The sequence below is a fragment of the Virgibacillus sp. Bac330 genome, from assembly GCF_003667845.1.
Classification (GTDB): domain Bacteria; phylum Bacillota; class Bacilli; order Bacillales; family Amphibacillaceae; genus Virgibacillus; species Virgibacillus chiguensis.
In genome coordinates this window covers 2852992-2878921 of the sequence record NZ_CP033048.1, presented here as the reverse complement: position 1 = coordinate 2878921, position 25930 = coordinate 2852992, and the positions used below count along the sequence as shown (strand labels likewise).

At 36.2% G+C, this 25930-nt stretch carries 24 protein-coding genes; 22 read left to right on the top strand and 2 right to left on the bottom strand.

Annotated features, from left to right (window positions below; all coding sequences use genetic code 11):
* The first annotated feature begins 143 nt into the window (after nt 1-143).
* From D9780_RS13315 to D9780_RS13290, 7 genes are all read left to right on the top strand, one after another.
* Nucleotides 144-1004, top strand: a complete 861-nt coding sequence (locus tag D9780_RS13315) for a CAP domain-containing protein (protein ID WP_121640414.1) — start codon at nt 144-146, stop codon at nt 1002-1004.
* Between the two features lie 890 nt (nt 1005-1894).
* Nucleotides 1895-2062 carry a hypothetical protein gene (locus tag D9780_RS21155; protein ID WP_162985874.1) on the top strand — a complete coding sequence of 56 codons (168 nt, stop codon included), beginning with the start codon at nt 1895-1897 and terminating at the stop codon, nt 2060-2062.
* A 252-nt stretch (nt 2063-2314) separates the two neighbouring features.
* A complete protein-coding gene (locus D9780_RS13310; RefSeq protein WP_121640413.1) occupies nt 2315-3073 on the top strand; it encodes a lysophospholipid acyltransferase family protein in 759 nt (252 codons plus the stop codon).
* Between the two features lie 108 nt (nt 3074-3181).
* On the top strand, nt 3182-4177 hold the full coding sequence (locus D9780_RS13305; protein WP_116277694.1) for a glutaminase: 996 nt from the start codon (nt 3182-3184) through the stop codon (nt 4175-4177).
* Nucleotides 4178-4488: 311 nt separating this feature from the next.
* On the top strand, nt 4489-4962 hold the full coding sequence (locus tag D9780_RS13300; protein WP_121640412.1) for a low molecular weight protein-tyrosine-phosphatase: 474 nt from the start codon (nt 4489-4491) through the stop codon (nt 4960-4962).
* Nucleotides 4963-4971: 9 nt separating this feature from the next.
* Complete coding sequence (locus D9780_RS13295; protein WP_240458693.1) at nt 4972-5271, top strand: YtxH domain-containing protein; 300 nt, start codon at nt 4972-4974, stop codon at nt 5269-5271.
* A 114-nt stretch (nt 5272-5385) separates the two neighbouring features.
* Nucleotides 5386-6210 carry a YihY/virulence factor BrkB family protein gene (locus D9780_RS13290; RefSeq protein ID WP_121640411.1) on the top strand — a complete coding sequence of 275 codons (825 nt, stop codon included), beginning with the start codon at nt 5386-5388 and terminating at the stop codon, nt 6208-6210.
* Between the two features lie 138 nt (nt 6211-6348).
* Here the strand turns inward: D9780_RS13290 and D9780_RS13285 are convergent, their stop codons facing one another.
* Nucleotides 6349-8223, bottom strand: a complete 1875-nt coding sequence (locus D9780_RS13285; protein ID WP_121640410.1) for a heavy metal translocating P-type ATPase — start codon at nt 8221-8223, stop codon at nt 6349-6351.
* A gap of 533 nt (nt 8224-8756) precedes the next feature.
* Here D9780_RS13285 and D9780_RS13280 point away from each other — a divergent pair.
* The 3 genes from D9780_RS13280 to D9780_RS13270 all read left to right on the top strand — a co-directional run bounded on the left by D9780_RS13280 (nt 8757) and on the right by D9780_RS13270 (nt 11478).
* Nucleotides 8757-9635 carry a transporter substrate-binding domain-containing protein gene (locus D9780_RS13280; protein ID WP_121640409.1) on the top strand — a complete coding sequence of 293 codons (879 nt, stop codon included), beginning with the start codon at nt 8757-8759 and terminating at the stop codon, nt 9633-9635.
* Between the two features lie 320 nt (nt 9636-9955).
* On the top strand, nt 9956-10651 hold the full coding sequence (locus D9780_RS13275; protein WP_073011285.1) for an amino acid ABC transporter permease: 696 nt from the start codon (nt 9956-9958) through the stop codon (nt 10649-10651).
* A 260-nt stretch (nt 10652-10911) separates the two neighbouring features.
* Entirely contained in the window at nt 10912-11478 is a 567-nt protein-coding gene (locus D9780_RS13270; RefSeq protein ID WP_073011303.1) for a Uma2 family endonuclease, read from the top strand.
* Nucleotides 11479-11645: 167 nt separating this feature from the next.
* Here the strand turns inward: D9780_RS13270 and D9780_RS13265 are convergent, their stop codons facing one another.
* Nucleotides 11646-12821, bottom strand: a complete 1176-nt coding sequence (locus tag D9780_RS13265; protein WP_073011305.1) for an MFS transporter — start codon at nt 12819-12821, stop codon at nt 11646-11648.
* A gap of 333 nt (nt 12822-13154) precedes the next feature.
* Between D9780_RS13265 and D9780_RS13260 the strand changes: the two genes are divergently transcribed.
* The 12 genes from D9780_RS13260 (at nt 13155) to D9780_RS13205 (ending at nt 25928) form a co-directional block, all read left to right on the top strand.
* Nucleotides 13155-13547, top strand: coding sequence for an OsmC family protein (locus tag D9780_RS13260; RefSeq protein WP_073011308.1), 393 nt, complete (start codon nt 13155-13157; stop codon nt 13545-13547).
* 119 nt (nt 13548-13666) lie between these two features.
* Nucleotides 13667-14410 carry a YfkD family protein gene (locus D9780_RS13255; RefSeq protein ID WP_371413744.1) on the top strand — a complete coding sequence of 248 codons (744 nt, stop codon included), beginning with the start codon at nt 13667-13669 and terminating at the stop codon, nt 14408-14410.
* A 334-nt stretch (nt 14411-14744) separates the two neighbouring features.
* Nucleotides 14745-16046: a Na+/H+ antiporter family protein gene (locus tag D9780_RS13250; RefSeq protein ID WP_121640407.1), complete on the top strand. Its 1302-nt coding sequence runs from the start codon at nt 14745-14747 to the stop codon at nt 16044-16046.
* Nucleotides 16047-16223: 177 nt separating this feature from the next.
* Nucleotides 16224-17015 (top strand): delta-lactam-biosynthetic de-N-acetylase, encoded by a 792-nt coding sequence (pdaA, locus tag D9780_RS13245; protein WP_121640406.1) that lies wholly within the window; start codon nt 16224-16226, stop codon nt 17013-17015.
* Nucleotides 17016-17278: 263 nt separating this feature from the next.
* Complete coding sequence (gene mbcS, locus D9780_RS13240) at nt 17279-18856, top strand: acyl-CoA synthetase MbcS (protein WP_121640405.1); 1578 nt, start codon at nt 17279-17281, stop codon at nt 18854-18856.
* Nucleotides 18857-19270: 414 nt separating this feature from the next.
* Complete coding sequence (locus tag D9780_RS13235; RefSeq protein ID WP_121640404.1) at nt 19271-21403, top strand: ATP-dependent Clp protease ATP-binding subunit; 2133 nt, start codon at nt 19271-19273, stop codon at nt 21401-21403.
* Between the two features lie 334 nt (nt 21404-21737).
* The gene (locus tag D9780_RS13230) at nt 21738-22610 is read left to right on the top strand and encodes a ComEC/Rec2 family competence protein (RefSeq protein WP_121640403.1); all 873 of its coding nucleotides are present in this window, start codon (nt 21738-21740) and stop codon (nt 22608-22610) included.
* 65 nt (nt 22611-22675) lie between these two features.
* On the top strand, nt 22676-23521 hold the full coding sequence (locus D9780_RS13225) for an SPFH domain-containing protein (protein WP_121640402.1): 846 nt from the start codon (nt 22676-22678) through the stop codon (nt 23519-23521).
* A gap of 16 nt (nt 23522-23537) precedes the next feature.
* Nucleotides 23538-23717 carry a type II toxin-antitoxin system antitoxin gene (locus tag D9780_RS13220; RefSeq protein ID WP_116277707.1) on the top strand — a complete coding sequence of 60 codons (180 nt, stop codon included), beginning with the start codon at nt 23538-23540 and terminating at the stop codon, nt 23715-23717.
* Nucleotides 23718-24002: 285 nt separating this feature from the next.
* Nucleotides 24003-24371: a GntR family transcriptional regulator gene (locus tag D9780_RS13215; RefSeq protein WP_121640401.1), complete on the top strand. Its 369-nt coding sequence runs from the start codon at nt 24003-24005 to the stop codon at nt 24369-24371.
* Nucleotides 24368-25243, top strand: coding sequence for an ABC transporter ATP-binding protein (locus tag D9780_RS13210; protein WP_116277708.1), 876 nt, complete (start codon nt 24368-24370; stop codon nt 25241-25243). The genes D9780_RS13215 and D9780_RS13210 overlap by 4 nt, the downstream gene beginning before the upstream one ends.
* Nucleotides 25227-25928, top strand: a complete 702-nt coding sequence (locus D9780_RS13205; protein WP_116277709.1) for a hypothetical protein — start codon at nt 25227-25229, stop codon at nt 25926-25928. The genes D9780_RS13210 and D9780_RS13205 overlap by 17 nt, the downstream gene beginning before the upstream one ends.
* Nucleotides 25929-25930: the final 2 nt, after the last annotated feature.

Genomic DNA, 25930 nt, shown 5'->3' with positions numbered 1-25930 from the left:
AATAATAGTTCCTTATGTCTCAAGACTTGATTGTATAGACAAATATGAATAACTGTTTTTGGAAATCGATGGCATAATTATTACAAAAAATCCATGCTATGATGAATTTGCACAAAACAAAACCAGAGGGAGTGTATACAAACATGTTTAAGAAAGTAGCTGTTACCGTAGCTATATCATCAGCTTTATTATTTGGTGGAGCTTTATCAGCCTCAGCAGATACGATGTCTAAAGATAACTCACAATGTCAGTACAAAGTCTACTATTCTATAAATGGTAATTGGCAAAGTATTTCTGAAAATAATATAAATCAATTGCTTCAGAAGTATATGAGTAATATGCAACGTTATGGAAAAAAGATAGATTGGAATAATGTTCATATAGAAAAACAAGAAGCTAACAAGGAAAATGCTAATCAAGCAGCAGATAAGCAAGATAAAAAAGAAGCAAATCAATCAACACCAGAACAACCAAAGCAAGTAGAACAGAAACCAAAAGAACAAACGCCTGCAGAACAACCTGCAGAGAAGCCCGCACAACAAAAACCTGTACAACAAGAAAAACCAAGTAATCAACAAGCGCAAGAGAAAGAGCAGCAAGAGCCTTCTCAAGCAGATAAAAGCGAGTTAAGTCAATTTGAGCAGGAAGTTGTTGATTTAACGAATCAAGAAAGAGCAAAACAAGGTTTACCTGCACTAAAAATAGATACAGAGCTTAGCAAAGTGGCACGTGCAAAGTCTAAAGACATGGCAGCAAATGGATATTTTGCTCATAATAGCCCAACATACGGCTCTCCATTTGATATGATGAAACAATTTGGGGTTAACTACTCAACAGCAGGAGAAAACATTGCAAAAGGGCAGCGTAGCCCGCAAGAAGTAGTCAATGCTTGGATGAATAGCCAAGGACACCGTGAAAATATTATGAATGCTAAGTTTACACATATCGGTGTTGGTTATGTAGAGCAAGGCAACCATTGGACACAACAGTTTATTGGTAAATAATATACCATTCTTTATATGTTTAGCTTGTAGAGAAACAACTCGTTTCCTACAAGCTTTTTTCTGCGTGGTTTTCCTGATGTGCCTCTTCAATAGAACGAGGAAATCTACGACAGCAAAACACGACAAGCAACTTCGAGAGATCTTCGTGTTTTCACTCGAATGCTCGCGCTAAGAGTGAGTGATAAAAGAGCTCTCCACTGCTATAATGAGAAAGGTTGCCCAAGCTGATGTCCGGAAGAAAAGGGCATCCTTAGTAGATAAGACAAGCTTATTACATACAAAGTGTGTATGCACCCATACCTTGTTAAACTTTTCCAATAAGAATAGTTGTGATTTTATCATGTTAAACCTACTATTAAATTGGTATAATAAGGAAAAAGGCGAGGTGATATGATTTTTACGAGAAAGATGATAGCGGTTAGTGTATTCGTTATTGGTACGTTTTCTATTATGAAGTTTCGTTGGAATTCAATTGGTTCGAAAGTATAGTTGGAAGTCTAGTAGCTGCTTGTATTTTCTTAATGACGCAACACAAACCAGATGAGGAATAAGGAGGAAATAAATGTGTTACGTGTGAAGAAATTCTTTTTGAACTCAATATTTTCCTCTATCATGTTATGTATTTTAATAACCATGATATTTTTTGAACTACAGACGTGGATGTATTTAATCATAATTGTTGTTGCAATAATAACGATCCTTTTAAAGTTAATGATTTACATAAAAGAAGAATATTAACACGAGGTGACGTTTCGTATATATTTACGAAATACTAAAACAGCAGGCTACATTTAACTTTTTTAATAGTTTGAGATAAAGCGGTTAAGCATCTTGCATGTTTACCAAAATAAACAAATAACAGCATTAATGTGTTTAAATGAGGGAACATAATGAAATCGTCAATAAAAATAATCGTTTTAGTACTTTATTTTTTTACATTTAATTATTTAACGTCTGTCTTTGAAATACCAAGAAACATATATTTTATTATTTTTGGCTTTCCTATAATGCTAAGTGGCATGTTAACAATCATGTATATATTTAGAGATAAAAAATAAACGCTGTGCGCTAAATTGTAGCCATCTCCGGTATAAGTAAAGGGAGATGGTGATTTTTGATTAAGAGAATTGATTTATCGTCATAATTTCATTTACATGAAAAACCAAGGCGTGTCTTAAAGCTTTAAGGAAGTGGAGCATTGGAGAAGTAAAATTGATTTTCATAAAAACTGACACATATGAAGTCGACTTTATCTTGCTGTTATAGCAATCCAGCGGTATAATAGCTTGTGGTGAAAGGAGCTACTTTAAATGATTCGTACGGTAGGAATATACCTCTATGCTAGCATTTTAGTACTCGGAACATTTTTTAAATTGCAGAGAGCGAAGAGATTACAACATGAACTAACGAAAGAAGAAATTTTCATTCAACCAAGTCTTGTCTCGAAGAAGGTGTTTCAACGAACTGGGAGCACTATTAAAATAGAAGGGCAAGAAAAACTTCCGGAAGGCCCAGCACTATTTGTTTCTAATCATCAAGGGTTGTTTGATATATTAGTGTTACTCGGTTATTTAGGGAAGCCAGTTGGATTTATAGCAAAAAAAGAGATTAAAAAACTACCCATTATTTCCTCTTGGATGGAGCTAATTCATTGTGTGTTTATAGATCGTAAAGATCGTCGACAATCGGTTCGTGCTATCGGTCAAGGGATTGAGTATTTGAAAGAAGGGCACTCTATCGTTATTTTTCCTGAGGGGACCAGAAGCAGGGGGAGACAACTTCATTCCTTTAAACCTGGCAGCTTTCGTTTAGCAATAAAAGCGAACGTACCGATTGTACCTGTTGTGATAGACGGAACATATCATATGTTAGAGGAACAGGATGGAAAAGTTTCTCCGTCATCTGTGCGTCTTACGATCAAAGATGCTATTACTCCTGATAAATATATGGAGATGAAGAGTAACGAGTTAGCGACACATATAGAAGAAATAATTAAAAAGCAACTAGAAATAAATGCGTTAGGGCAAGATAAAGAAAAAGAAGAAAATCAACTGTTATCAGCGGAATAAAGTTAGAAGTAGTGCTTGTAGTCTAACCGTGGGAGTTATGTTACATAACGCTCACGGTTTCACGTTTCAAATTTATTTTTCGAAACATACTATAGTAGAGGTGATAACATGGTGCAAGGTACGGCAAATTGGAATACAGAAATTACGAAAGAGTGGTTGCAATCCTATGTAAATGACTGGGTGCAATTTTACAAGAAAGAGACAAAAGAAGGGAAAGTTGCTTCTTATATTCCAGTATTAAAAAAAGCTGATCCAAATCTTTTAGGAATTACTATCATTGGCAAAGACGGAATGAATGTTCAATCAGGAGATGTTGACACTCCATTTACCATTCAAAGCATTTCCAAAATATTTAGTTTTATAGTAGCTTGTATGGAAAGAGGAGTATCTTATGTGCTCGATCGAGTGGATGTGGAACCGACAGGAGAAGCGTTTAATTCTATCATGCATTTAGAGATGCGTAAATTAAAGAAACCATTTAATCCATTTATTAATGCGGGAGCAATTACAGTAACATCATTATTAAATGGAAAAAGTTCAGAAGAAAAATTAGAACCGATATTTCAGTTGTTTACGAAAATTCTCGGTTACAGACCGTGCATAAATGAAGACGTCTATGTATCCGAACGAGAAACTTCTGTAAGAAATCGAGCTATTGGTTATTATCTCATCGAGTTAGGTTATTTGGAGTCTGCGTTAGAGTTGACGCTCGATACGTATTTTAAGCAATGTTCTATAGAAGTGACAACAGAAGATTTGGCCAAACTTGGTTTAGTTTTAGCTAATGATGGGATAGATCCTCAGACAGCCGAAGAAATCATTCCTAGAAATGTTGTTCGTCTAGCAAAAGCGCTCATGTTAACTTGTGGAATGTATGACGCTTCAGGGAAATTTGCTGCCTATGTTGGTATACCAGCCAAAAGTGGAGTTTCAGGAGGGATTATTGCTACAGCTCCCCCGAGAGTTAGAAAAGAAACATTGCCTTTTATTGAAGGGTGTGGCATCGGTGTATATGGTCCTGCGTTGGATGACAAGGGAAATAGTATTGCAGGCATAAAATTATTAAAGCATATTGCAACCAAATGGGATTTAAGTGTTTTTTAGAAGTAGTAGAGATATTCAAGTAAGCGTTGACACAATCAATTGCACGTCAACATCCAGTGAGATGGTGACGATATTATTTAACGATTGCTTTTTCACAGTGGTTACGAGATAGCATCATGAATAGATTGGATACGTGTGAAAAACTTAAAATATGCACCGCAAAATTTTGTTTGCTTCACTTTGTAATATTGGATGAGACTAGGATAAAAAGTATGCTGAAACTTACAACTATATAGAGATGGAAACTTTTGCTGTTAGGAGAGAAGTTGCTTATAATAGAAGGGAACAATTAGCGGAAAGTGGGGGATGTAATGATACGGGTCATGTTTGTTTGCCTTGGTAATATTTGCCGCTCGCCAATGGCTGAAGCTATTTTTGCTAATTTAATACAAAAAGAAGGGTTAACAGACCGAATTGAGGTGGAATCTGCCGGAACTGGCGCATGGCATATTGGCAAACCACCTCATAAAAAAACGATAGCGATTTTAAAAAAGTATGAGATTCCAACGGATGGATTAGTTGCCCAACAAATAACGCCTAAAGATAAAGGTAAAGCGGATTATTTCATTGCTATGGACGAGGAAAATAAACAAGATTTATTACGGATGTTTGGAGAGAACGATAAAATACGAATTGCAAAATTAATGGATTTTGTGAAGCGTAAGCAAGAAGAGAATGTGCCTGACCCTTATTTTACAGGTAATTTTTCATATACATATGAATTGGTAACTGAAGGGTGTTATCAACTCTTACAATATTTAAAACAAAAACATGCGATACAATAAGGAGTGTACATGATGGGAAAAAGAAAATTAGTTACAGGAGTCGTACTAGGGGCAACAGCAGGTGGATTAATTAGTCTTTTAGATAAAGAAACAAGAGTTTATGCAAAAGAAAAACTTGCATCCGCAAAATCTGGTGCAAGCTACATGTTAAAAAATCCGTCTGAGACGATCCACTCCGTGCGGACTAATTTTGATAAATTAAATCAAGCATTTGCAAAAGGTGCTGAGAATACCATTAATGCTTTGAACCAAGCGGAAACAACACTTGAAAAAGTAACGAATAAAGGGAAATCGGATCGAATAGAATAGAGTATGATGGACAAGTCATACTTCATAATGATGAACCAATGATCTGACCTTGTATAATAACCTATGCTTAAAACACATATCTAAGCATGAGGGAACAAGTTTGGGAGTTGAGTAATGGTAAATAAAGTACTTTCTTTTGGAAAGCAGTTATATCAACGAATGATAAAGATAGACTTGTTTGGATTGGCTGCACAGTTAGCTTATTTCTTTTTGTTGTCACTGTTTCCATTTCTATTATTTTTAGTGACGCTTGTTGGTTATTTACCGATGGATGAATTAGCTGTATTAGATATTATTTCTTCGTATGCTCCACCTCAGATTGAGGAGTTGATTTCAACAAATGTTACGAATTTAATTAATCAACAAAACGGTGGATTGCTTTCTTTTGGTATAATTGCCACACTTTGGGCATCTTCTAATGGTGTAAACGCATTAATGCGAGGCTTTAACTATGCGTATGAAGTAGATGAAAACCGTTCGTTTATTGTTTCAAGACTCATTGCAATTATACTGACGATAGCGATGATAGGGATTATAATTATCGCATTATTACTACCTATATTTGGTAAATTAGTTGGTTCTTATTTATTTTCATTTATCGGTTTATCAGAAGGTTTTATTCATGTATGGGAAGCATTGCGTTGGGTTGTTTCGTCTGTCGTTTTCTTTATTGTCTTTCTTTCATTATATAAGCTTGCGCCGAACAAACGAATCTATTTAAAGAATGCAGCGCCAGGAGCTTTGTTTGCTACAGTAGCATGGCAACTAGTTTCATTAGGTTTTTCTTACTATGTGAGTAATATCGGTAATTATTCAGCTACTTATGGCAGTCTTGGAACTGTCATTGCACTCATGATTTGGTTTTATTTATCAGGGATCATTATCCTAACTGGCGGCCTAATAAATGCTGTGATTCGAAAAAACAAACATGTAAGATAATCTAGGCTTAGACAAGCCATTTTCATAAACTTTGTCAATGATCTTTGCATATAGAAAGAGCAATTATATTTTAATAGGCCTTAGGGAAATTTGTAATCCCCTAAGGCTTTATCGGTCTTGATAGGTGGAGTAAACCTATTATTTTAATAACCGTAACCCATTTAAAATAACTAAAATGGTACTACCCTCATGTCCTATTACTCCTAATGGCATATCAAGAATTTGTAAGAAATTAGACGCAATGAGTATAGTGATAACTGCAAGGGAGAAAAATATATTTTGTTTTACGACGCGATTCATTTTTTGAGACGTGTGAATCGCGTTGGTTATTTTGCTAAGGTTGTTTTTCATAAGCACGACATCTGCAGTTTCTAACGCTACATCTGTTCCTTCTCCCATTGCAATGCCAATATTTGCTGTAGCTAATGCTGGGCCATCGTTAATTCCGTCACCAACCATGCAAACATGTTGATATTTTCCCTTCAGTTTTTTTATTTCTTCCACTTTCTCATGTGGTAAACAATTTGCTACATATTCATCAATACCAGCTTCTTCTGCAATGGCTTTCGCAGTAAGGTCATGATCTCCCGTAAGCATAACGGTGTGAATTCTATGTTGTTTTAATAGTTTAATAGCTTGTATGCTGTCTTCTCTTACCGTATCTTTCAGTGCAAATAAAGCTACAATCTGCTGTCCTTTTTTTACATAGACGATTGTTTTCCCCTCGGCAGCAAGTTGCTTCGTTATATCCTCAAAAGTCGTTTCATAACCAATATAATCAGGCTTACCAATCTCCCAAGTTTCATCCTCAATTACGGCTGAAATACCGTTTCCTGTAAGCGTAGAAACTTGAATATTTTGTAATGAAGTACCTATTTGTTGTTGCTTGCCAAATGTAACGATAGCGTGGGCAAGTGGGTGTGTTGTATCTTGCTCCATAGCCATTGCAATCGGTAATATATCCTCTTGCTTATGATCGGGATGTACATGAAAATCAGTCACTTCCGGTTTCCCTTTTGTTAATGTACCTGTCTTATCAAATGCAATGGCTTGAATATGTCCCATGTTTTCAATGTGGACACCACCTTTAAACAGCACCCCTGCTCTTGCGCTTTTAGATATGGCAGATAAGGTAGCAGGCATAATGGAGGCTACAAGGGCACATGGGGAAGCAACAACGAGTAAGATCATAGCTCGATAAATACTTTCCTGGAGAGTCCAGTCAAACAAAAGATGAGGAATGAACATCATCAAGATCACGACAATTAATACAATTTTCACGTACGCTCCTTCAAACTTTTCAATAAATAACTGGGAAGGAGATTTCTCATCTTGTGCTGATTGAATCATTTGGATGATTTTTTGAAATAGCGTTTGATTTGCTGCTTTCGTAATCTCGATATATATCGAACCATCCAAAGCAACTGTTCCTGCAAAAACTTCTTCATTTTCTGTTTTACGAACCGGAATAGATTCTCCGGTAATGGCACTTTCATCTATGGATGTTGCTCCACGGGAAATGATACCATCTGCGGGGATTCGCTCTCCGGCACGTACATAGATCATGTCACCTATTTGTAAAGACGAAACAGCAACCATTTCTTTTTGATCGCCATTCATTCGTAATGCTTCTTCAGGTTGTAATTTCATAAGCGAAGATATTTCTTTGTTACTTTTATTCATCGTATACGTTTCAAGCGCACCTGATAGAGCAAAAATAAAGATTAGAATGGCACCTTCTGTCCAATAACCAATTGCAGCAGCACCAATCGCAGCGAATATCATTAGCATTTCTACATTTAAGTCTTTATGACGTATGGTTTCTGTAATTCCTTCTTTCGCTTTGGCATACCCTCCGATTACAAATGCGACGAGATGAAGAATTACCCACAAACTGTCAGACAGATGATTTTCAAATGTCCAGGCGATTGCAATAAGTAACCCACTAAATAGAGCTGCAATCAGCTCTTTATGTTCAGATATTTTTTTCGTTATCTTTGTTTCGGTTAACATGACCGACCTCTCCTATCGTTACTTATTGTTAATAAAGTTTACGGTTTTTTAGCGACGGGTGAGAAGACATACAGAATACATGGCTAAAATCCCCCAACCTAAAATCAACGCATCTTTTCTATAATTATTATTATATAATATTTATTGTTATATTATCATAGTAGGTGAGAATGTCAAGGCTGTATATGTTTATTTTACCATGAAACTGTGCTTGAATTTGCTTTTTTTCATTAAAAATTAGCCTAATGTAACAATAATAGCACTTTTTCAGAAAAAACAATAAAATAAATGGTACTTGATTTATTAATTGATAAATATTATCAATTAATAATTTTGTAAAAGATGTGTCTGTAAGCTATTGGTTTCGAAAAAAGATTTTCATTTAAACATATATATAAATTGGAGTGTGTGAACTTAGGTTTCTCTAACAATTAGAGTGAAAGGGTAACAAGTTGTTTTTTTTCTTTAATTTATGTGTATATTCTGTTACAATCCGATATGTACTTATAAATACAACAGATGGAGGAGTCATGATGAAATATATAAAGATATCCTTGATTTTAATTGCTTCAATAGTGTTTATTACTGCTTGCTCTAACAGTACAGGTGATTCAAACAGCGAGGATAAAAATAGTGAAACAGATAAGAGATGGCAAGAGGTAAAAGAAAAAGGAGAGCTAGTTGTTGGAACGTCCGGCACCCTAATAGCAGCCTCCTATTATGATGGGGAAGAAGAAAGTGAGGATCAATTGACGGGATATGATGTAGAAGTAATGCGCGAAGTTGCTAAACGTTTAGAAGTAGATATTTCGTTTGAAATTATGGGAATTGATAGCATGTTACCAGCTATTAAAAGTGGTAGAATTGATGTTGCAGCAAATGATATTGAAGCAACGGACAAGCGAAAAGAGTCCTTTAACTTTAGTGAGCCTTACAAATATTCTTATACTACCATGGTAGTGCGAAAAGAAGATAATTCTGGAATTGAATCGCTGGAAGATTTAAAGGGGAAAATAGCTGGTGGTGGAGCCACTACTATATATAGTCAAATTGCCGAACATTTTGGCGCAGAAGTAAAAACGTACGGAAATGCTCCGAATGAGGCTTATTTACGTGATGTTCACAACGGTAGATCAGATGTCATCGTAAACGATTATTATTTATCAAAATTTGGTGTTGCAGGATTTCCAGAGTTTGATATTCATCTTCATCCAGATTTAAAGTTTCACCCAACAGAACAAGCTGTAGTAATCGCCAAAGATGCAGACATGCTTACTGAAAAAATAAATGATGCTTTAGCTGCAATGAGAGAAGATGGGACGTTATCAGAGTTAGCTAAGAAATTTTATCAAGAAGATGCTTCTCAAAAACCTGAGGGTGATATACAAGAAATTGAAGGATTAGATTTATAATTCATACAAGTGAATTTTTAATCAGTTGTCGGTTTTCTTCCATGAGCACTAATTATTAATCGATCAGGGTTATGACTTCAGCCTTTTATAAAAAAGGGCATGGAGGTGTTGTTACTCCCGCTTAGAATGGTTCAACTTATTTTTCCTATACTAATGGGAGTCTTACAGCGCTTTACACCCAGAATAACCGGTTTAGCAGCCATTTTGAAAGCCATCCTCAGTATTTGGATGGCTTTGTTGCAAAATAGGCGAGCTTTTGCAGACAAATACTTGCATACGAGTGATAGCTTTTCCCATACATGTGAGAGAAAGGGAGATGAATGGTGCAAACATTCCAATTTAGTGACATATTTGATGTTCAGTTAGCGATCGATAATCTTCCGTTTGTATTGAGCGGACTGCCAATGACTTTACTTGTCTCGGTTATTGGTATGCTATTGGGTCTTGTTTTAGGGCTATTGCTTGCTTTAGCGCGAAATTCTACTTATTTTTTCTTGCGCTTACCTGCTAGATTATACATATCGTTTATGCGGGGGACGCCAATCCTTGTTTTTTTGTTCATTCTGTATTTTGGACTTCCGGTTATTGGGATTAAATTGACAGCATTCATGGCAGCTTGCTTAGGGTTTGGTTTAAATAGTGCTGCGTATATTGCTGAAATTGATCGTGCCTCGTTGAATAGTGTAGATAAAGGACAATGGGAATCAGCAAAAGCATTAAATTTAACTTATTGGCAGACGTTGCGAAAAGTTATCTTGCCACAAGCGACTAGAATTGCTATTCCACCATTAACAAATGTATTTATGGATTTAGTCAAAGCTACTTCGTTAGCCGCGGTAATTACGGTCCCAGAGCTGTTCCAAAAAACGCAAATTGTTGCAGGTAGAGAATTTGATGCCATGACGATGTATATTCTCGTAGCGCTCATTTATTGGCCGCTATGTATCGTTATTGCTTTTATCCAAGAACGTTTAGAAGCACGCTTCAGTAAATATGTCGTGCAGGAAGCAGTTTAATTCCTTTTTTGTTCTACTATAACGTACAAAGGTTTACCGTATAAGAAAAGAAAAACTACAGCTTTTGCCAAGTACTATGGGGAAAGCTGTAGTTTTTCTGCTCTAGGAGTAAAAGTTTATTCTATCACAGTAACTGTACCTAAGGTTTGCTTAACATGTGTATGAACATTACAACGTGATACCGACCCTTCCTCAAGTTTGGTGTAACTTTTCAAATGACAGATAATACTATACAATTAAAAAAAAGGGGTGTGAGTAAAATGAGTTTACCAAATGGAGAACTTGTCTCCTTAAAAAAGTTTTACCAAATGCGGCAGCAGACCGATCAGCTTCTGGAATATATTGATGGCGTCGTTTACATGTTGCCCCCACCCTCCACCGTTCATCAACGGCTATCTATGCGATTAGCCGCGCAATTATATAACCTATTAGAAAGCGGTGATTGTGAGGTTTTTTCGGCGCCGTTTGATGTGAAACTAAGTAATGAAAATATTCCTGGAGATAAAGTGGTTATCCCTGATTTGTCTGTCATCTGTGACAAAAGTGGCTTGGATGATCAACAATATACAGGTGCTCCTACAATGATTATTGAAATAATTAGCCCATCCAATCAGGCGCATGACCTTATTACCAAATTGAATTTATATATGCAGTATGGGGTCAAAGAATATTGGATTGTGAACCCCCTGCTCAACACAATCATGGTATATGCCTTAAATGAAAAAGCGAAATACGAACAGAAAGACATTGTCCGTGAAAAGGGTATTGTGACATCATCAGTGCTTCCTGATTTTTCAGTTGATGCTGAGAAGTTTTTTCAGCAATAACAGCGTTACGCGGAGAGGGTTCTCTTGTCCCTAAAAAAGTCAGTCCAAATGTAACATCTGGGCTGACTTTTTGCGCGCTATAGGAAATAAAGAAATCCGCTCCCTCTCGTCAAAAATTCGCTCGTCGTAGCGCTAAACTCGCTCAATAAGTTCTAATAATTTCCTTTTTACGTCCCCACTCGATTTGTTTCGTGTTGGGTGTTCTTCTGTACTAACATAGCTACAGTAATCACAATTAAGATAAAGCTTATAAAATAAAAGAATGAAACGCGTTCAAAAACGTCAATAAAATAGCCACCAATAAAAGGTCCGCTAATGCTACCAATACTAAACATGATGCCAACCATTAAATTTCCAGCTGGTAGTAAGTTTCCGGGGAGTAAATCTGTCATATAAGAGATACCTAAGGAAAACAAAGAACCTACACACATTCCTGCTAAAGTGAACAAGATAAATAAAGCAAGGATAGAAGACTCTAGAACGGCAGTAAACAGGAAACATAGCGAACCGAGTGATAATACAGTTATTAGTACCGATCTTCTACCAAATTTATCGCTTAATGCACCTAATGGAAATTGGGTAATTAAGCTCCCTGCAGCAAAGCAAGGAATAATAAGTGAAAGTGTGTTAACTTCATGGCCAATGCGGAGGCCATAGATAGGGAAAATGCTATGTAAAGATGCCTCTAAGAAACCATATCCAAAACCAGGTAACATTGCAATCCAGGCTATTTTAAAGGTTTGTTTAAAGCGTTGTATTGAACTTGTCGGATAAACTGGGTCTACAGATTGTTCAGGCCATTGATTACGAAGGAAAAACAATAATAGCCAGACGGTGAAGCTCAAAGCTGCAGAAGCTAGAAAAGGCACCGATTGGTGAATGGATAAAAGTCTTGTCATTAATGGACCTATAGCAAAACCTGCTCCAAATGATAAACCATAAAGAGCAATACTTCTTCCTCTTGTTTCCGCTGTAGCTGTTGCGGTTATCCATGTTTGTGTGCCAAAGTGCAACATCTGGTCACCAATTCCTATAATAAGTCGCAATATAAACCAAAACCATAAAGACTCCCATACTGGAAATATAGCCAAAGAAAGAATGACGAGCAAACCGCCGACAAAAATCATTGGTTTAAAACCAAATTTTCGCATGGGCTTTTCCATAAATGGAGAAGCGATTAAAACGCCGATATATAACCCTGTTGCATGTAAACCGTTAATGGAAGAGGCTACGCCATTTTGTTCAAGAATAATAGAAATTAATGGTAATAACATTCCTTGTGAGAAACCGGATATGAATACAAGTGCAATTAATATCCATAAACGATATTTGGTCAGTTGCATGATGGACTCTTCCCTTCTGAGTGTTTCTCTGTTGTTTGTTGACTTGGCAACTCTTTAGGATGCTTGAGCATGAAACAGAAATCTTCACCTGATGACGTATTTTTGGGTGAAATTTGATTATGTGTATATGTTTTTATAAAGATTGTAGCTTTCTAAAACGACAAGGTGGTAAACAGTTATTTGCCCAATCAAACGGTTGATTCGATCCTTATAATTGGATAAACCTAGCAATAATTTACTAGGAATAGAGGAAAAGGTCAATTATTGTGAATAAATTAGCCATATCGTTTATGATAAAAAGGAGAAGTATAATAAAAAATAGGAGGGAAGTTTATGAAATTACATTTAAAAGAACATGGTTTTAGAACTGAATTAGACTTTGGGCAGTTAGATATTTCTGGAGATGAGGAATTTGGTTTTCGCCCGTATCAACTAATGGTTGCTTCGATCGCTAGTTGCAGTGGTTCAGTCTTTCGTCAAATCCTTCAAAAGCAGCGCACAGACGTTCATGACATGCAAATTAATGCTACTGTCGAAAGAAATAAAGATGAAGCAAACCGCATCGAGAAAATAGCGCTTACTTTTATTATTAAAGGTAGCCATTTAGATGCAGAAAAATTGTACAAAAGCTTACATGTAGCCCGTAATAACTGCTCTATGGTGCGTTCTGTGGAGGACAGTATTGAAATTGTAGAGAGAATAGAAATTATTGAACTTAGCAGATGATTTGTTCACGTAGGTATAAAATTCATATGTCAGAAAAAGCTAAGGAAAAAGAAAGGGTTTGACATATGAACAGACGGAAGCATTCCATTTTCTTGATTCTTTTTGTTTCTTTCATAGTTATGGCGCTCGAACCAAGTCAAATACTAGCTGAAGAAAAGAAAGAGTCTTTTAAAATCCCTAGCCATGTACTAAATATTTCAAAAGATAATACTTTTCCTAATTCTACAGAGGATGAGGAAGTAATTGAGCCAAGTGAATTAACGAAAGAATTAACAGATAGTTTAGATATTCAAATTGAAAATCCAGTGTTAATTAAAATGTTAAATGAAACAACTTTAAACCCATCTCCAATTGCTTTTGGTTATCGAGGAATGGTTTATCTAGGACGTTGGCCGTTAAATTATGAATCGCTGGAAACAACGATTAATTGGGAATACCAGCAAGTAAATAAAAATGAGTTGAATAATACGAGTGGGTCAGAGCCTCAAGAAATAAACTATATACAACAAGAACAAAAAGAAATCAAAGGAGCATTGACGAATAAAATTAGCAAACCGTCCGATGTGAAAAAAATGATGTTGCTCACAGCAAAAGAAAAAACGGAACTGCCACTTTCGTATCAGACAGTGATTGGAAAAAACACAAAAAAAGATAATACGTATAAAGTGCCAAGTGATAAACTTGCCGTTCTCCAATCGTATGCGCCAGCAGTAAATGAAAAAGGACAAGTTACATTTGGGGAAGTATATGTGAAGTTAAAGGGATCTGATAAATCCATAGCTGTCAAAAACGTGACGAAACAAGGAATTGGAGCCTGGATTCCCATTCAAGATCATGTCTCTTTCTCTTATAAATTAAACTAACGTATTTCTAAACAAGCTATTGCCCTTGCGATGGCTTGTTTACATTTGCTTTAAAAGGGGTCGTTTTCCTTTCCTACAGTGTTAGAATAACTTGGCCTGTGAGCAAGTAATATGTCGACAGCCTCTGTTATTTTTATACATAAATAAAATATAGTTTACGCTGATAAGCTAGTTTTTGATCTAAGGAAGTAAACGTTTGAAAATCATATTTTCTTTACCATGAGCGTATAATAAATTGTAAAATACTGAAAATGTAAGAAGGGGTTGATTTTTTCTCTTTAATACTTTATCATAATGAAGTATTAAAGAGATGCGAAAGTGAGGAAAAAATAAAATGGAATGGGTCGTCCTTATATCTGTTCTCATATTAACCATATTAAGTTTGTTACGTGTAAATGTCATTATTGCTATTATTGCGGCTGCAATTAGTGCTGGTTTGATGTCTGGATTAAATATAAAAGAAGCTGTTGAATTGTTAGTTAGTGGAATGGGTGGTGGTGCCAATACTGCGTTAAGCTATATATTATTAGGTGCTTTTGCTGTAACGATTAGCTATACAGGTATTACATCATTACTAGTAACTTATCTTATTCGAGTATTATCAGGTAAAAAGACGATGCTTTTACTCGTAATAGCAGCTGTAGCATCACTATCACAAAACGTCATTCCTGTTCACATTGCATTTATTCCAATACTTATTCCACCTTTATTGCCACTATTTGATAAAATGCGTTTAGATCGGCGTGCAGTGGCGACGGCATTAACGTTTGGGCTAAAAGCTCCCTATATTCTAATTCCCGCAGGATTTGGTCTCATTTTTCATGAAACGATTGTGGAAAGTATGAAGCAAAATGGTGCGAGCATCACAGTGAACGAAACAGTGTTGGCGATGCTTATTCCAGGTTCAGGGATGATTGTAGGTTTGCTGATCGCTATTTTTATTACGTACCGTAAAGATCGTGTAGTCAATGATGAACTAAAAGAAGAGACATCAAAGGAAGAAACAAAGGCAGTAACATTCAACAAACAACATGTATTTACACTTATAGCAGTTGCTGGTGCTTTAACAGCGCAAATTATAACAAGCAACCTCATTATAGGAGCTCTTACGGGGCTTGTGCTCATGTTTTTATTTTTTGTTATTCCGTTTCATAAAGCAGATCAAGTTGTCAGTGAAGGTATCGGCATGATGGGAACAATTGCTTTTGTCATGCTTGTGGCCTCAGGTTTTGGAAAAGTATTGACAGAAACAGGTTCCGTAGCAGCGCTTGTAGAAGTATCTTCTGGATTTTTAAATCAAAATAAGGCGCTTATTGCTTTCATTTTGTTACTAGTAGGTCTAATCGTTACGATTGGGATCGGTTCTTCTTTTGGAACCATTCCTATCTTAGCCGCATTGTATGTTCCTATTTGCTTAGCTGCAGGCTTTTCCCCATTAGCTACAGCTGCATTAATTGGAACGGCAGGTGCACTAGGCGATGCAGGGTCGCCAGCTTCAGATAGTACATTAGGTCCAACTTCAGGATTAAATGCTGACGGCAGACATCACCATATTTGGGACACGGTGGTACCGACTTTTATACACTATAATATACCCCTATTTATCTTTGGTTGGGTAGCTGCAATTATTTTGTAAACAAGCCTAAATAAAAATACTGTTTGAATTTAAAATCACTATGACATGACACCCCGTAGGAAGCTTTTTATCCTATGGGGTGTTCGTTTTAGTGTTGCTTCCCTTATTGTTTGTGATAATAGATAAGAATAAATAGGCTGAAAATGTGCATAGTAAGATCAAAAAAGGTGATCATCCATGAGAAAAAGATTTTCTATATGTGCAGTTTTAGTTATATTGGCTTCCTTATGTACGCCACTTTCATCTTTAGCGTCTGGCTATGGATGGGGGTACAGTAAAAACGAAGCGCATAAAATCCCTGATATTGGAAAATATGCAAGCCTGCTTGAAAAATACAATGCGTATTATGCAGATTCATCTGGAGAAAAAAATGTATACGTAACATTTGATAACGGCTATGAACAAGGTTATACAGCTGATATTTTAGATGTATTAAAAAAGCACCAAGTTCCAGCAACTTTTTTTGTTACAGGGCACTACGTTAAAGAAGAACCTGAATTAGTAAAACGTATGGTAAGGGAAGGGCATATTGTAGGTAACCACTCGTATCATCATCCTGACTTTACGGTTATGAATAAAGAAAATATAAAAAAAGAATTAGAATCATTGGAGGAAGCAGTTGCAGCAATTTCCGATCAAAAAGATATGAAATATTTACGCCCGCCAAGAGGAATGTTTAATGAAGATACATTAAAATGGGCGAATGAATTGGGTTATATTCACATCTTTTGGTCGCTTGCCTTTAAAGATTGGGAGACAGATAAGCAAAAAGGGTGGAAATATGCATTTGATCAAGTAAAAGAGCAAATTCATCCAGGCGCGATTATTTTATTACACACCGTTTCCTCCGATAATGCAAAAGCGCTTGAAAAAATGATTCGTGCGTTACAAAAACAGGGCTACTCATTTAAAAGTCTTGATGATCTGGTGTTAAGAAATAAACTCCCTGAAGCTATATACGGCTTATAGTTTCCCTTTACAGCGCATTAGGGGAGGGCTTTCAACAGAAGGAAAATTGAAGGTCCTCTTCCATTGTTTGAAACCATCATGCTTGCAAAAACGGAAGGAGCATGCTTAATGACGGGAGATATAGAATTTGGCAAGCAAAATGAAAGTTATGCTCAAGAATGAAGCCAATCATTTTGAAACTAAAGTCACGTGTACATTTTTATTTAAAATTTTCCTAATATTTGATATGATTAGAAAAAGTACTTAAACGAGGAGTTGATAATATGAAAAGAGAAGCACTTATTCCGCCTAAAGCATATAATATTGCCATGGAGATAGAGCGTCACGCAAACTGTAAGAATAAACTAGCACTGATAAAGGAGAATGAATTTGGAGAAACCGACCAGCTTACATATAAGGAGCTAGTAAAGCAAGCTAACCAAATTGGTAACGTTTTCTTAAAAGCTGGCTTAAAAAAAGGTGACAAAATTTTAATTATGGTCAATCGCTCTTTTGAAGCATATGAAGTATATTTAGCTGCATTAAAAACAGGAATCATTATTATTCCTAGCTCTGAAATGTTAAAAACGAAAGATTTGCAATACCGTGTATCACACGGAGAAGTAAGTGGTGTCGTTAGTTTGCATCGTTTCGCAAACCAATTCGAAGGAATACGTGAATATGATCAGTTACATAAATTTGTTATTGGTGCAGCGGTAGATGGATGGGTATTTTTGGATGAAGAAAAGAAACAAGTCAGTGAGCAATTAGAAGTTGTTGACACAAGTAGAGAAGATACCGCTTTTTTACCATACACATCAGGTACAACTGGGAATCCAAAAGGGGTTGTCCATAGCCATGCTTGGGGGTACGCTCATTTAAAGGCAGCTGCATATAATTGGCTTGCTATCCAAGATGGAGATCGTGTATGGGCGACAGCAGGACCTGGTTGGCAAAAATGGGTGTGGAGCCCATTTTTATCCGTTCTCGGAACAGGTGCAACAGGCTTTTTTTACACCGGAAAATTTAACGCTGAAAAACATTTACAATTAATAGATGATTATGAAATAAACATAATCTGCAGTACGCCAACAGAATATCGTATGATGGCGAAAGTTGATAGCCTTCCACATTATAAGCTAACGTCCCTTCATAGCGCTGTATCAGCAGGCGAGCCACTAAACGTTGAAGTAATAGACATATTTAAGCATCATTTTAATATTACTGTACGAGATGGGTATGGACAAACGGAGAACACATTATTGCTAGGGTTTACAAAGGATATGCAGGTGCGACCGGGATCAATGGGAAAGCCAACTCCAGGCAATAATGTAGAGGTAATTGATGAAAATGGTGTTCCGCTAGGCCCAAATGAAGTCGGAGATATTGCAGTGAGATTAGATAGCCCGGCTTTGTTTTCTGAATATTATAAGGATACAGAGCGTACCAGTATGGCTAAACGAGGTTCGTATTATATAACAGGGGATCGTGCTTATAAGGACGAGGATGGCTTTTTCTGGTTTGAAGGAAGAAGTGATGATATTATTATTAGCTCTGGCTATACGATTGGTCCTTTTGAAGTGGAAGATGCGCTTATAAGGCATACAGCCGTACAAGACTGTGCAGTCGTTGCAAGCCCTGATGAAATAAGAGGAAATGTAGTAAAAGCATTTATTGTTCTTCGGGAAGGCTTCCAACCGAGTGATCAGCTAATAGAAGAATTACAAAATCATGTGAAAACGATAACGGGGCCCTATAAGTATCCAAGAAAGATTGAATTTATGGATGATTTACCAAAAACAACATCTGGTAAGACGAGGAGAGTAGAATTACGAAATAAAGAAAAGGTGGTAAATAAATAGACCTATCTTGTGAGGAGACCAAATAAATGGTTCTCCTCTTTTTCTTGGACTATAGAAAGAAATTATAGACCAAACGGACGTCATTTTATCTGCATGGAGAATGAATGATAGTCAAGTTTTCTAATAGAGATTCATTCACCTTGTGATGTTATGATGCATTTGAAAGTGAGCAAAGACCTTGAAAGTCAAATAAAGTCAAAGTATAATAATAGTCGAAAGGTCAAACAAAGTCAAAGTAATGCGTAATTCATTAAAAACAAGCTTAAAACCTCGTATTACAGAAAAAAATAAAAAAGTAATACAAACCCCTTGAAAGTCAAAGAAGGTCAGAGTATAATATTAATTGAAAGGTCAAAGTTAGTCAAAGTCAAACATTGATGAATATATAGGTAAACTTTAAAGGAGGAGTTCCATATGTTATGTCAAAATTGTAAACAAAATGAAGCAACAGTTAATGTAGCAATGCAATTAAACGATCAACATATGCAAATGCATCTATGCAATGAATGCTTCCGTAAAATGCAAGGTCAAATGATGAATGGTAGTAACTTTTTTTCTCAATCCCCATTTAGCAATGCTTATGGGTCATTTGCAGCATCAGGAAATGGTTCACCGAAAATGGGAACACGCACAAGACAACAAGCAGGAAATCAAGGAAATGGTTTGCTTGAACAGTTAGGTAAAAATCTAACTGATGAGGCAAGGGGTGGAAAGATTGACCCAGTAATCGGGCGAGACAATGAAGTGAAACGGGTTATTGAAACATTGAATCGTAGAAATAAAAACAACCCTGTTTTAATTGGTGAACCAGGTGTTGGTAAAACAGCTATTGCAGAAGGTTTAGCTTCAAAGATAGTAGAAGGGGATGTCCCAACCAAATTATTGAATAAAGAAATTTATTTGCTTGATGTAGCATCACTCGTTGCCAATACGGGCGTACGAGGACAATTTGAAGAGCGAATGAAACAATTAATCCAGGAGTTGCAACAACGCCAAGATGTAATTCTATTTGTTGATGAAATTCATTTACTAGTCGGTGCAGGAACAGCAGAAAGCTCACAAATGGATGCTGGAAACATCTTGAAACCAGCGCTTGCTAGAGGGGAGATTCAACTAGTTGGAGCAACCACGCTAAAAGAATATCGTCAAATTGAAAAAGATGCAGCATTAGAACGTCGTTTACAACCAATTATCGTTGAAGAACCAACTCCGGAAGAAGCGGTGCAAATATTAAAGGGTATTAAAGATCGTTACGAAAAATTCCATGAAGTACGCTATTCTGATGAAGTAATAGTAGCTTGTGTAAACTTGTCTAAACGCTATATCCAAGATCGCTACTTACCAGATAAAGCAATTGATTTAATGGATGAAGTTGGTTCTAGACTAAATTTAAATAATTCATCTAAAGATTCTGAGTCTATTCATCATCGTTTAGAAGAAATAAAAAAAGAAAAAGAAGCTGCGGCTGAGCGTGAAGATTATGAACGAGCAGCACACTTACGTTATCAAGAAATTCAGTTGCAAAAACAGTTAGAAAAAGCAAAAGGGGAAGAGCAAGATATAGATGTAGATGTGTCTGATATTGAGTTAATCGTCGAAGAAAAAACGGGTATTCCAGTTACGAAACTACAAGCAGATGAACAAGAAAAGATGAAAAATCTTGCTAAACATTTAGGCGAAAAAGTTATTGGACAACAAGAAGCAGTTAATAAAGTAGCAAAAGCAATACGCCGTAGTAGAGCTGGTTTAAAAGCAAAAGAACGCCCAATCGGTTCGTTCCTATTTGTCGGACCAACTGGAGTAGGTAAAACAGAACTAACAAAAGTGCTAGCTGAAGAATTGTTTGGTACAAGAGATGCGCTTATTCGACTTGACATGAGTGAATACATGGAGAAACATGCTGTATCTAAAATTATTGGGTCACCTCCTGGTTATGTAGGACATGAAGAAGCCGGACAATTAACTGAAAAAGTGCGTCGTAATCCGTACTCCATCGTTTTATTAGATGAAATTGAAAAGGCGCACCCAGATGTACAAAATATGTTCTTGCAAATCATGGAGGATGGTCACTTAACAGATTCTCAAGGTAGAACAGTGAGCTTTAAAGATACTGTCATTATTATGACAAGTAATGCGGGAACTGGAGATAAAACAATAAGTGTCGGTTTTAATAAAGATAAGCACAATTCTGTCTCCACGTTGGAAAGACTAAGTGACTATTTCAAACCAGAATTTCTTAACCGTTTTGATGCGATTATCCGCTTTAATGAGTTAGAAAAAGAACACCTATTAGAAATTGTAGATTTAATGCTTCAAGAGCTACAAGATACCATTGAAGAAAACAATATTTCAATTACCATTACGGACGAAGCAAAAGAAAAGCTTGTTGATGTAGGATATGATGCACGATTTGGTGCACGTCCACTACGAAGAGTAATTCAAGACAAAGTAGAAGACCAGTTAACGGATCTAATACTTGAAAATGAAAATGTAAATCATGTTCAAGTCGACGTCATAAACGACAATATCGTAGTGAAACAAGCTTAAAAATTACAATGAAAAGCTACTGAGCACGAATAAGTGTTCAGTAGCTTTTTTTAAACTATAGGAAAGCAGATTTTATCGTATAAGAAAAACCATTAAGAGTTGGTGGAAGTCTTTGCTTTTCTAATGAAAAATCGTCTAAGGTGAGCCACTAACGGAAGACCCACTTCATGCTTTTGTCTGTACCTGAAAACAACCGTTCAAATTTCACTTTACACCTAGTCTAAGGATAACTTTAAAGTACATCCAAAAAATGACTGTTTGTATCGTTCATAAATGCACCTTGTTTGCAAGAGAATAAACAGTAAACTCCAAAATGCAAAGGGTGCAGTTTCTTATGTACAAAAGACAGCATATTTCCATAATAATTCTTGCTATAGTTATCACTTTTATACCTTTTCAACCTGTACATAGTGATAATGTTACCAAGGATATGCAAGTTCATTTCATTAATGTTGGTCAAGGTGACAGTATATATATTCGAACCCCGAGTAATAAACATATTTTAATCGATGGCGGACCCCCGAAATATGGAAAAAAGGTAGTCAATTACTTAAAGCAGCAAGGTGTGAAAAAATTAGATTTAGTAGTAGCGACACATCCAGACGTAGATCATATTGGCGGGCTCGTCACCGTAATGAAACAATTGGAAATAAAAAAGATGTTAGATTCCGGTAAGTTGCATACAACGAAAAGGTATTCCAAATATATTCAGGAGCTTGTAAAACAGGAAATTCCTATATCAATTGCAAAAATGGATGAAGAAATAGAGCTTGATCCATTATTAAATATCCAAGTACTTAACACGTATCAACCGTCAAGGTCGAACAACCAATCTTCTATCGTTTTACAAGTATCGTATAAGCAAGTTGATTTTTTATTTATGGGGGATGTAGAAATGGAACAAGAAAAAGATATTCGAAAAAAAGTCGATGCGCCAGTCGAAATATTAAAAGTCGCACATCATGGATCGAAAACAAGTTCTTCGCTCTCGTTTTTGCAATCTATCCAGCCGAATATAGCTATTTTAACGTATCACAAGAATAACCGTTATGGACACCCAGTTGAAAGAGTGATTCATCATTTATATAAAGTAGGAGCTTCCATATATTCAACGGGAGCGTTAGGGCACCTAGTAATTCGTACAGATGGGACAACCTATATAGTCGAGCCGGAAAAAGAACCTTATGACGCTTTATATGCTAGTTAATTATTTACAAAAATATACAAAAGTGATATCATTATAATATAAAAATGATAGGTAGGTGTAGGCATATGAAGGAGAAACCAGCTTGGTCGTTTAATGGGTATGCGGGAGTTTTAATTATTGCATGTTTGTTGGCGGGTACGGTATTTAGCTTTTTAGAACAACAATTTATTATTGGAATTCTTTGTGTCATCGTAGCTGTTACTTTAGGAAGTGGAATTACGTTAATCCAGCCAAACCAGTCTGCAGTTGTCATGTTTTTAGGGAAGTACATGGGTAGTATTCGGAAGGAAGGAATTGTGATAACCGTCCCTTTCTCTGTTCGTAAAATGATTTCGCTTCGTGTGCGAAATTTTAATAGTAATCGCTTAAAGGTTAATGATGTTAACGGAAATCCAATTGAGATTGCTGCGGTTATTGTTTTCAAAGTCATTGATAGTGCAAAAGCCGTATTTGATGTGGATCGGTATGAACAATTTGTAGAAATTCAAAGCGAGACGGCAATTCGTGCGGTAGCTACCAAATATCCTTATGATTCTTTTTCAGACGCGGAACTATCCCTTCGTGGAAATGCAGAAGAGGTATCGAATGAGTTGAGAGTTGAATTACAAGAGCGTTTGAAGGTAGCAGGTGTAGAAGTAATTGAAACACGGTTAACCCATCTGGCTTATTCTACGGAAATTGCTCAAGCAATGCTCCAACGTCAACAAGCAAGTGCGATTATTGCAGCAAGAAAACAAATTGTGGAAGGAGCAGTAGGGATGGTGCAGGATGCCATTATGCAATTAGAGAAAGATGGCTCTGTAGAACTTGATGATGAGCGCCGTGTGGCCATGGCCAATAATTTACTCGTATCCATTGTTGCTGATCAAGGCACGCAACCTGTTATAAACACAGGATCCCTATACCAGTAATTAAAAGAGGGGTTTTATGGCAAAAAAGAAAAGCTTTCCGTTACGGATGGATCCAAAGTTGTATGAAATATTGCAAGTTTGGGCTAAAGATGAATTTCGCAGTGTAAATAGTCATATAGAATTTCTGTTACGAGAAGCAACTAAAAAAGCGGGTAGACTACCAAAAAGTGATGATAAAAAAATAGGAGAAGATTAATTGTAAAGCTTGCAAAAAGCCAAGGTGGCATTCTGCAAGCTTTTTTTGTACTTATTTTATGTAATGAGTCACATTCCATATAAACTTTTCCATAGTTATCCCGAACATATAGCTTGTGTGTTTATAAAACAATCATTGTATAAAAAATAGCAAAAGTGTTGATAAATAGCGCATTGAAAATATGTCGAGAAAAACTTGTTACATATTTGCTAAAAAAAGGTTGACGAGTGAGTTGTTATGTTATATGGTTAGTTACATAAGTAATTAACCAATGAAGGTGATGAGATGAAGCCTAAATTAGATGAAAGCAAACCGATCTTCTTGCAAATTAAAGAGCAGTTGGAAGATTCGATTATAACTGGTGCTGTAAATCCTGGCGAACGAGTACCATCGACAAATGAATTTGCCAGTTACTATAAGATAAATCCGGCAACGGCTGCAAAAGGAATTAATGAACTCGTTGATGAGTGCATTTTGTATAAGCGAAGGGGTGTAGGTATGTTTGTAACGGACGATGCAAAGCAATTATTAATTGATAAGCGAAAGCAATCCTTTTACAAAAATTATGTATTACCGTTAAAAAGTGAAGCAAAGAAACTGCATATTAGTCAATCAGAGTTGGAAAAAATGGTAGAAAGGTTGGATGAAGAATGAAAATTGAAGTTCGCCAGTTGACAAAGCAGTATAAGAACAAGTTTGCTTTAAACCATGTTTCCTTCACCTTAGATGAACCGAAAATTTACGGATTGTTAGGAAGGAATGGCGCTGGAAAAACAACGTTCATGGATATGCTAGCAGGAAATATTTTACCAACAAAGGGCGATATTTTCGTAAACGGAGAGAAACCATTTGATAATCGACATGTACAGGAAAATGTTTGTTTGATTAAAGAAGGAAATAACTTTAAAAAAGAGTGGAAAGTGAAAGAGGTAATTCGACTTTATTCATTTTTCTATCCAAAGTTTGATCAACAGTTAGCGAAACAGTTATTAGAAACGTATAACTTGAATCCAAATGCAAAAGTAAAGACACTTTCCAAAGGAATGGAATCCGCACTCGGTATAACAGTTGGATTAGCTAGCAAGACGCCAGTTACCATTTTTGATGAGCCTTATATTGGGTTGGACGCTGCAGCGCGAAAACAATTTTATGATGTCATGTTGCAAGAGTATGAAAGTGAAAAACGAATGATTATTTTTTCCACGCACTTAATTGATGAAGTGAGTCTTATGTTTGAAGAAGTGCTTATATTACAACAAGGGGAATTGGTATTGCAAAAATCTGCAGAAGCATTACGCCAACAAACGATTTCTGTAACCGGACGACAAGAACAAGTGCAGCAGTTTATAAAAAATAAACAATTAATTAGTAAGAAAGAATTCATGGGTACGATGACTGCTTATGTATTTGCAGATAGGCAAGAAGCAATAGAAGAAGGGCTGGAAGTTGAAAGTATTCCAACGCAAGACTTAATGATACAGTTAACAGAAAAAGAAAGAGAGGATCGCCATGAAGCAATCAGTTAAAGGGTTAATTTATTTTTTATTAGTGGAAATTCGCAGGCCATTAATCATATTTTGGACCATTTTATTTACTATTTTACTTGTTTCACTCGCTTTTTCTTATTGGCTATCACAAATAGAAGAAGGCCCTTTTACTTTTAGTTTAACAGGACCTATCTATGTGTTCTTTAGTGTTTGGGGATTTATTTGTATTAAAGAAATTATTCCTTTTTCGATTAAGCTTGGCGCTACTCGGAAGCAAATATGGAGTACAATCGGTCTATTTTTCCTTAGTTTAGCAATGATCAAAGCCGTATTTGTTCAATTTTTACGAGAAGCGATATGGTTAATCAACGATTGGGTTGGCATTGATGTTTTTAGGTTTTTACACCCTGCTCATTTTCTTACCGATAACTGGTATAGCCGTATGGTCATAGATGTTGCTATTTTTTCCTTTCTCTTTGTAATATCTTATGTTATTGGCTTTGTATTCTATAAGTACGGGCTCATTGGCGGTGGAGGTTTGTTAGGGGTTATTTTACTTGCTTTACTGATGACAATTGCCACAGGGGACTTTGCCCAATTTGTACGAGAAATGATAGCGAACATGAGCCTTACTTTTTATATACAATTGTTTGCAGTGAGCGTCGTGCTTTACCTGTGCTCTTTCTTACTCATCCGTCGAATGACAACGATAAAAGTTCAATAATA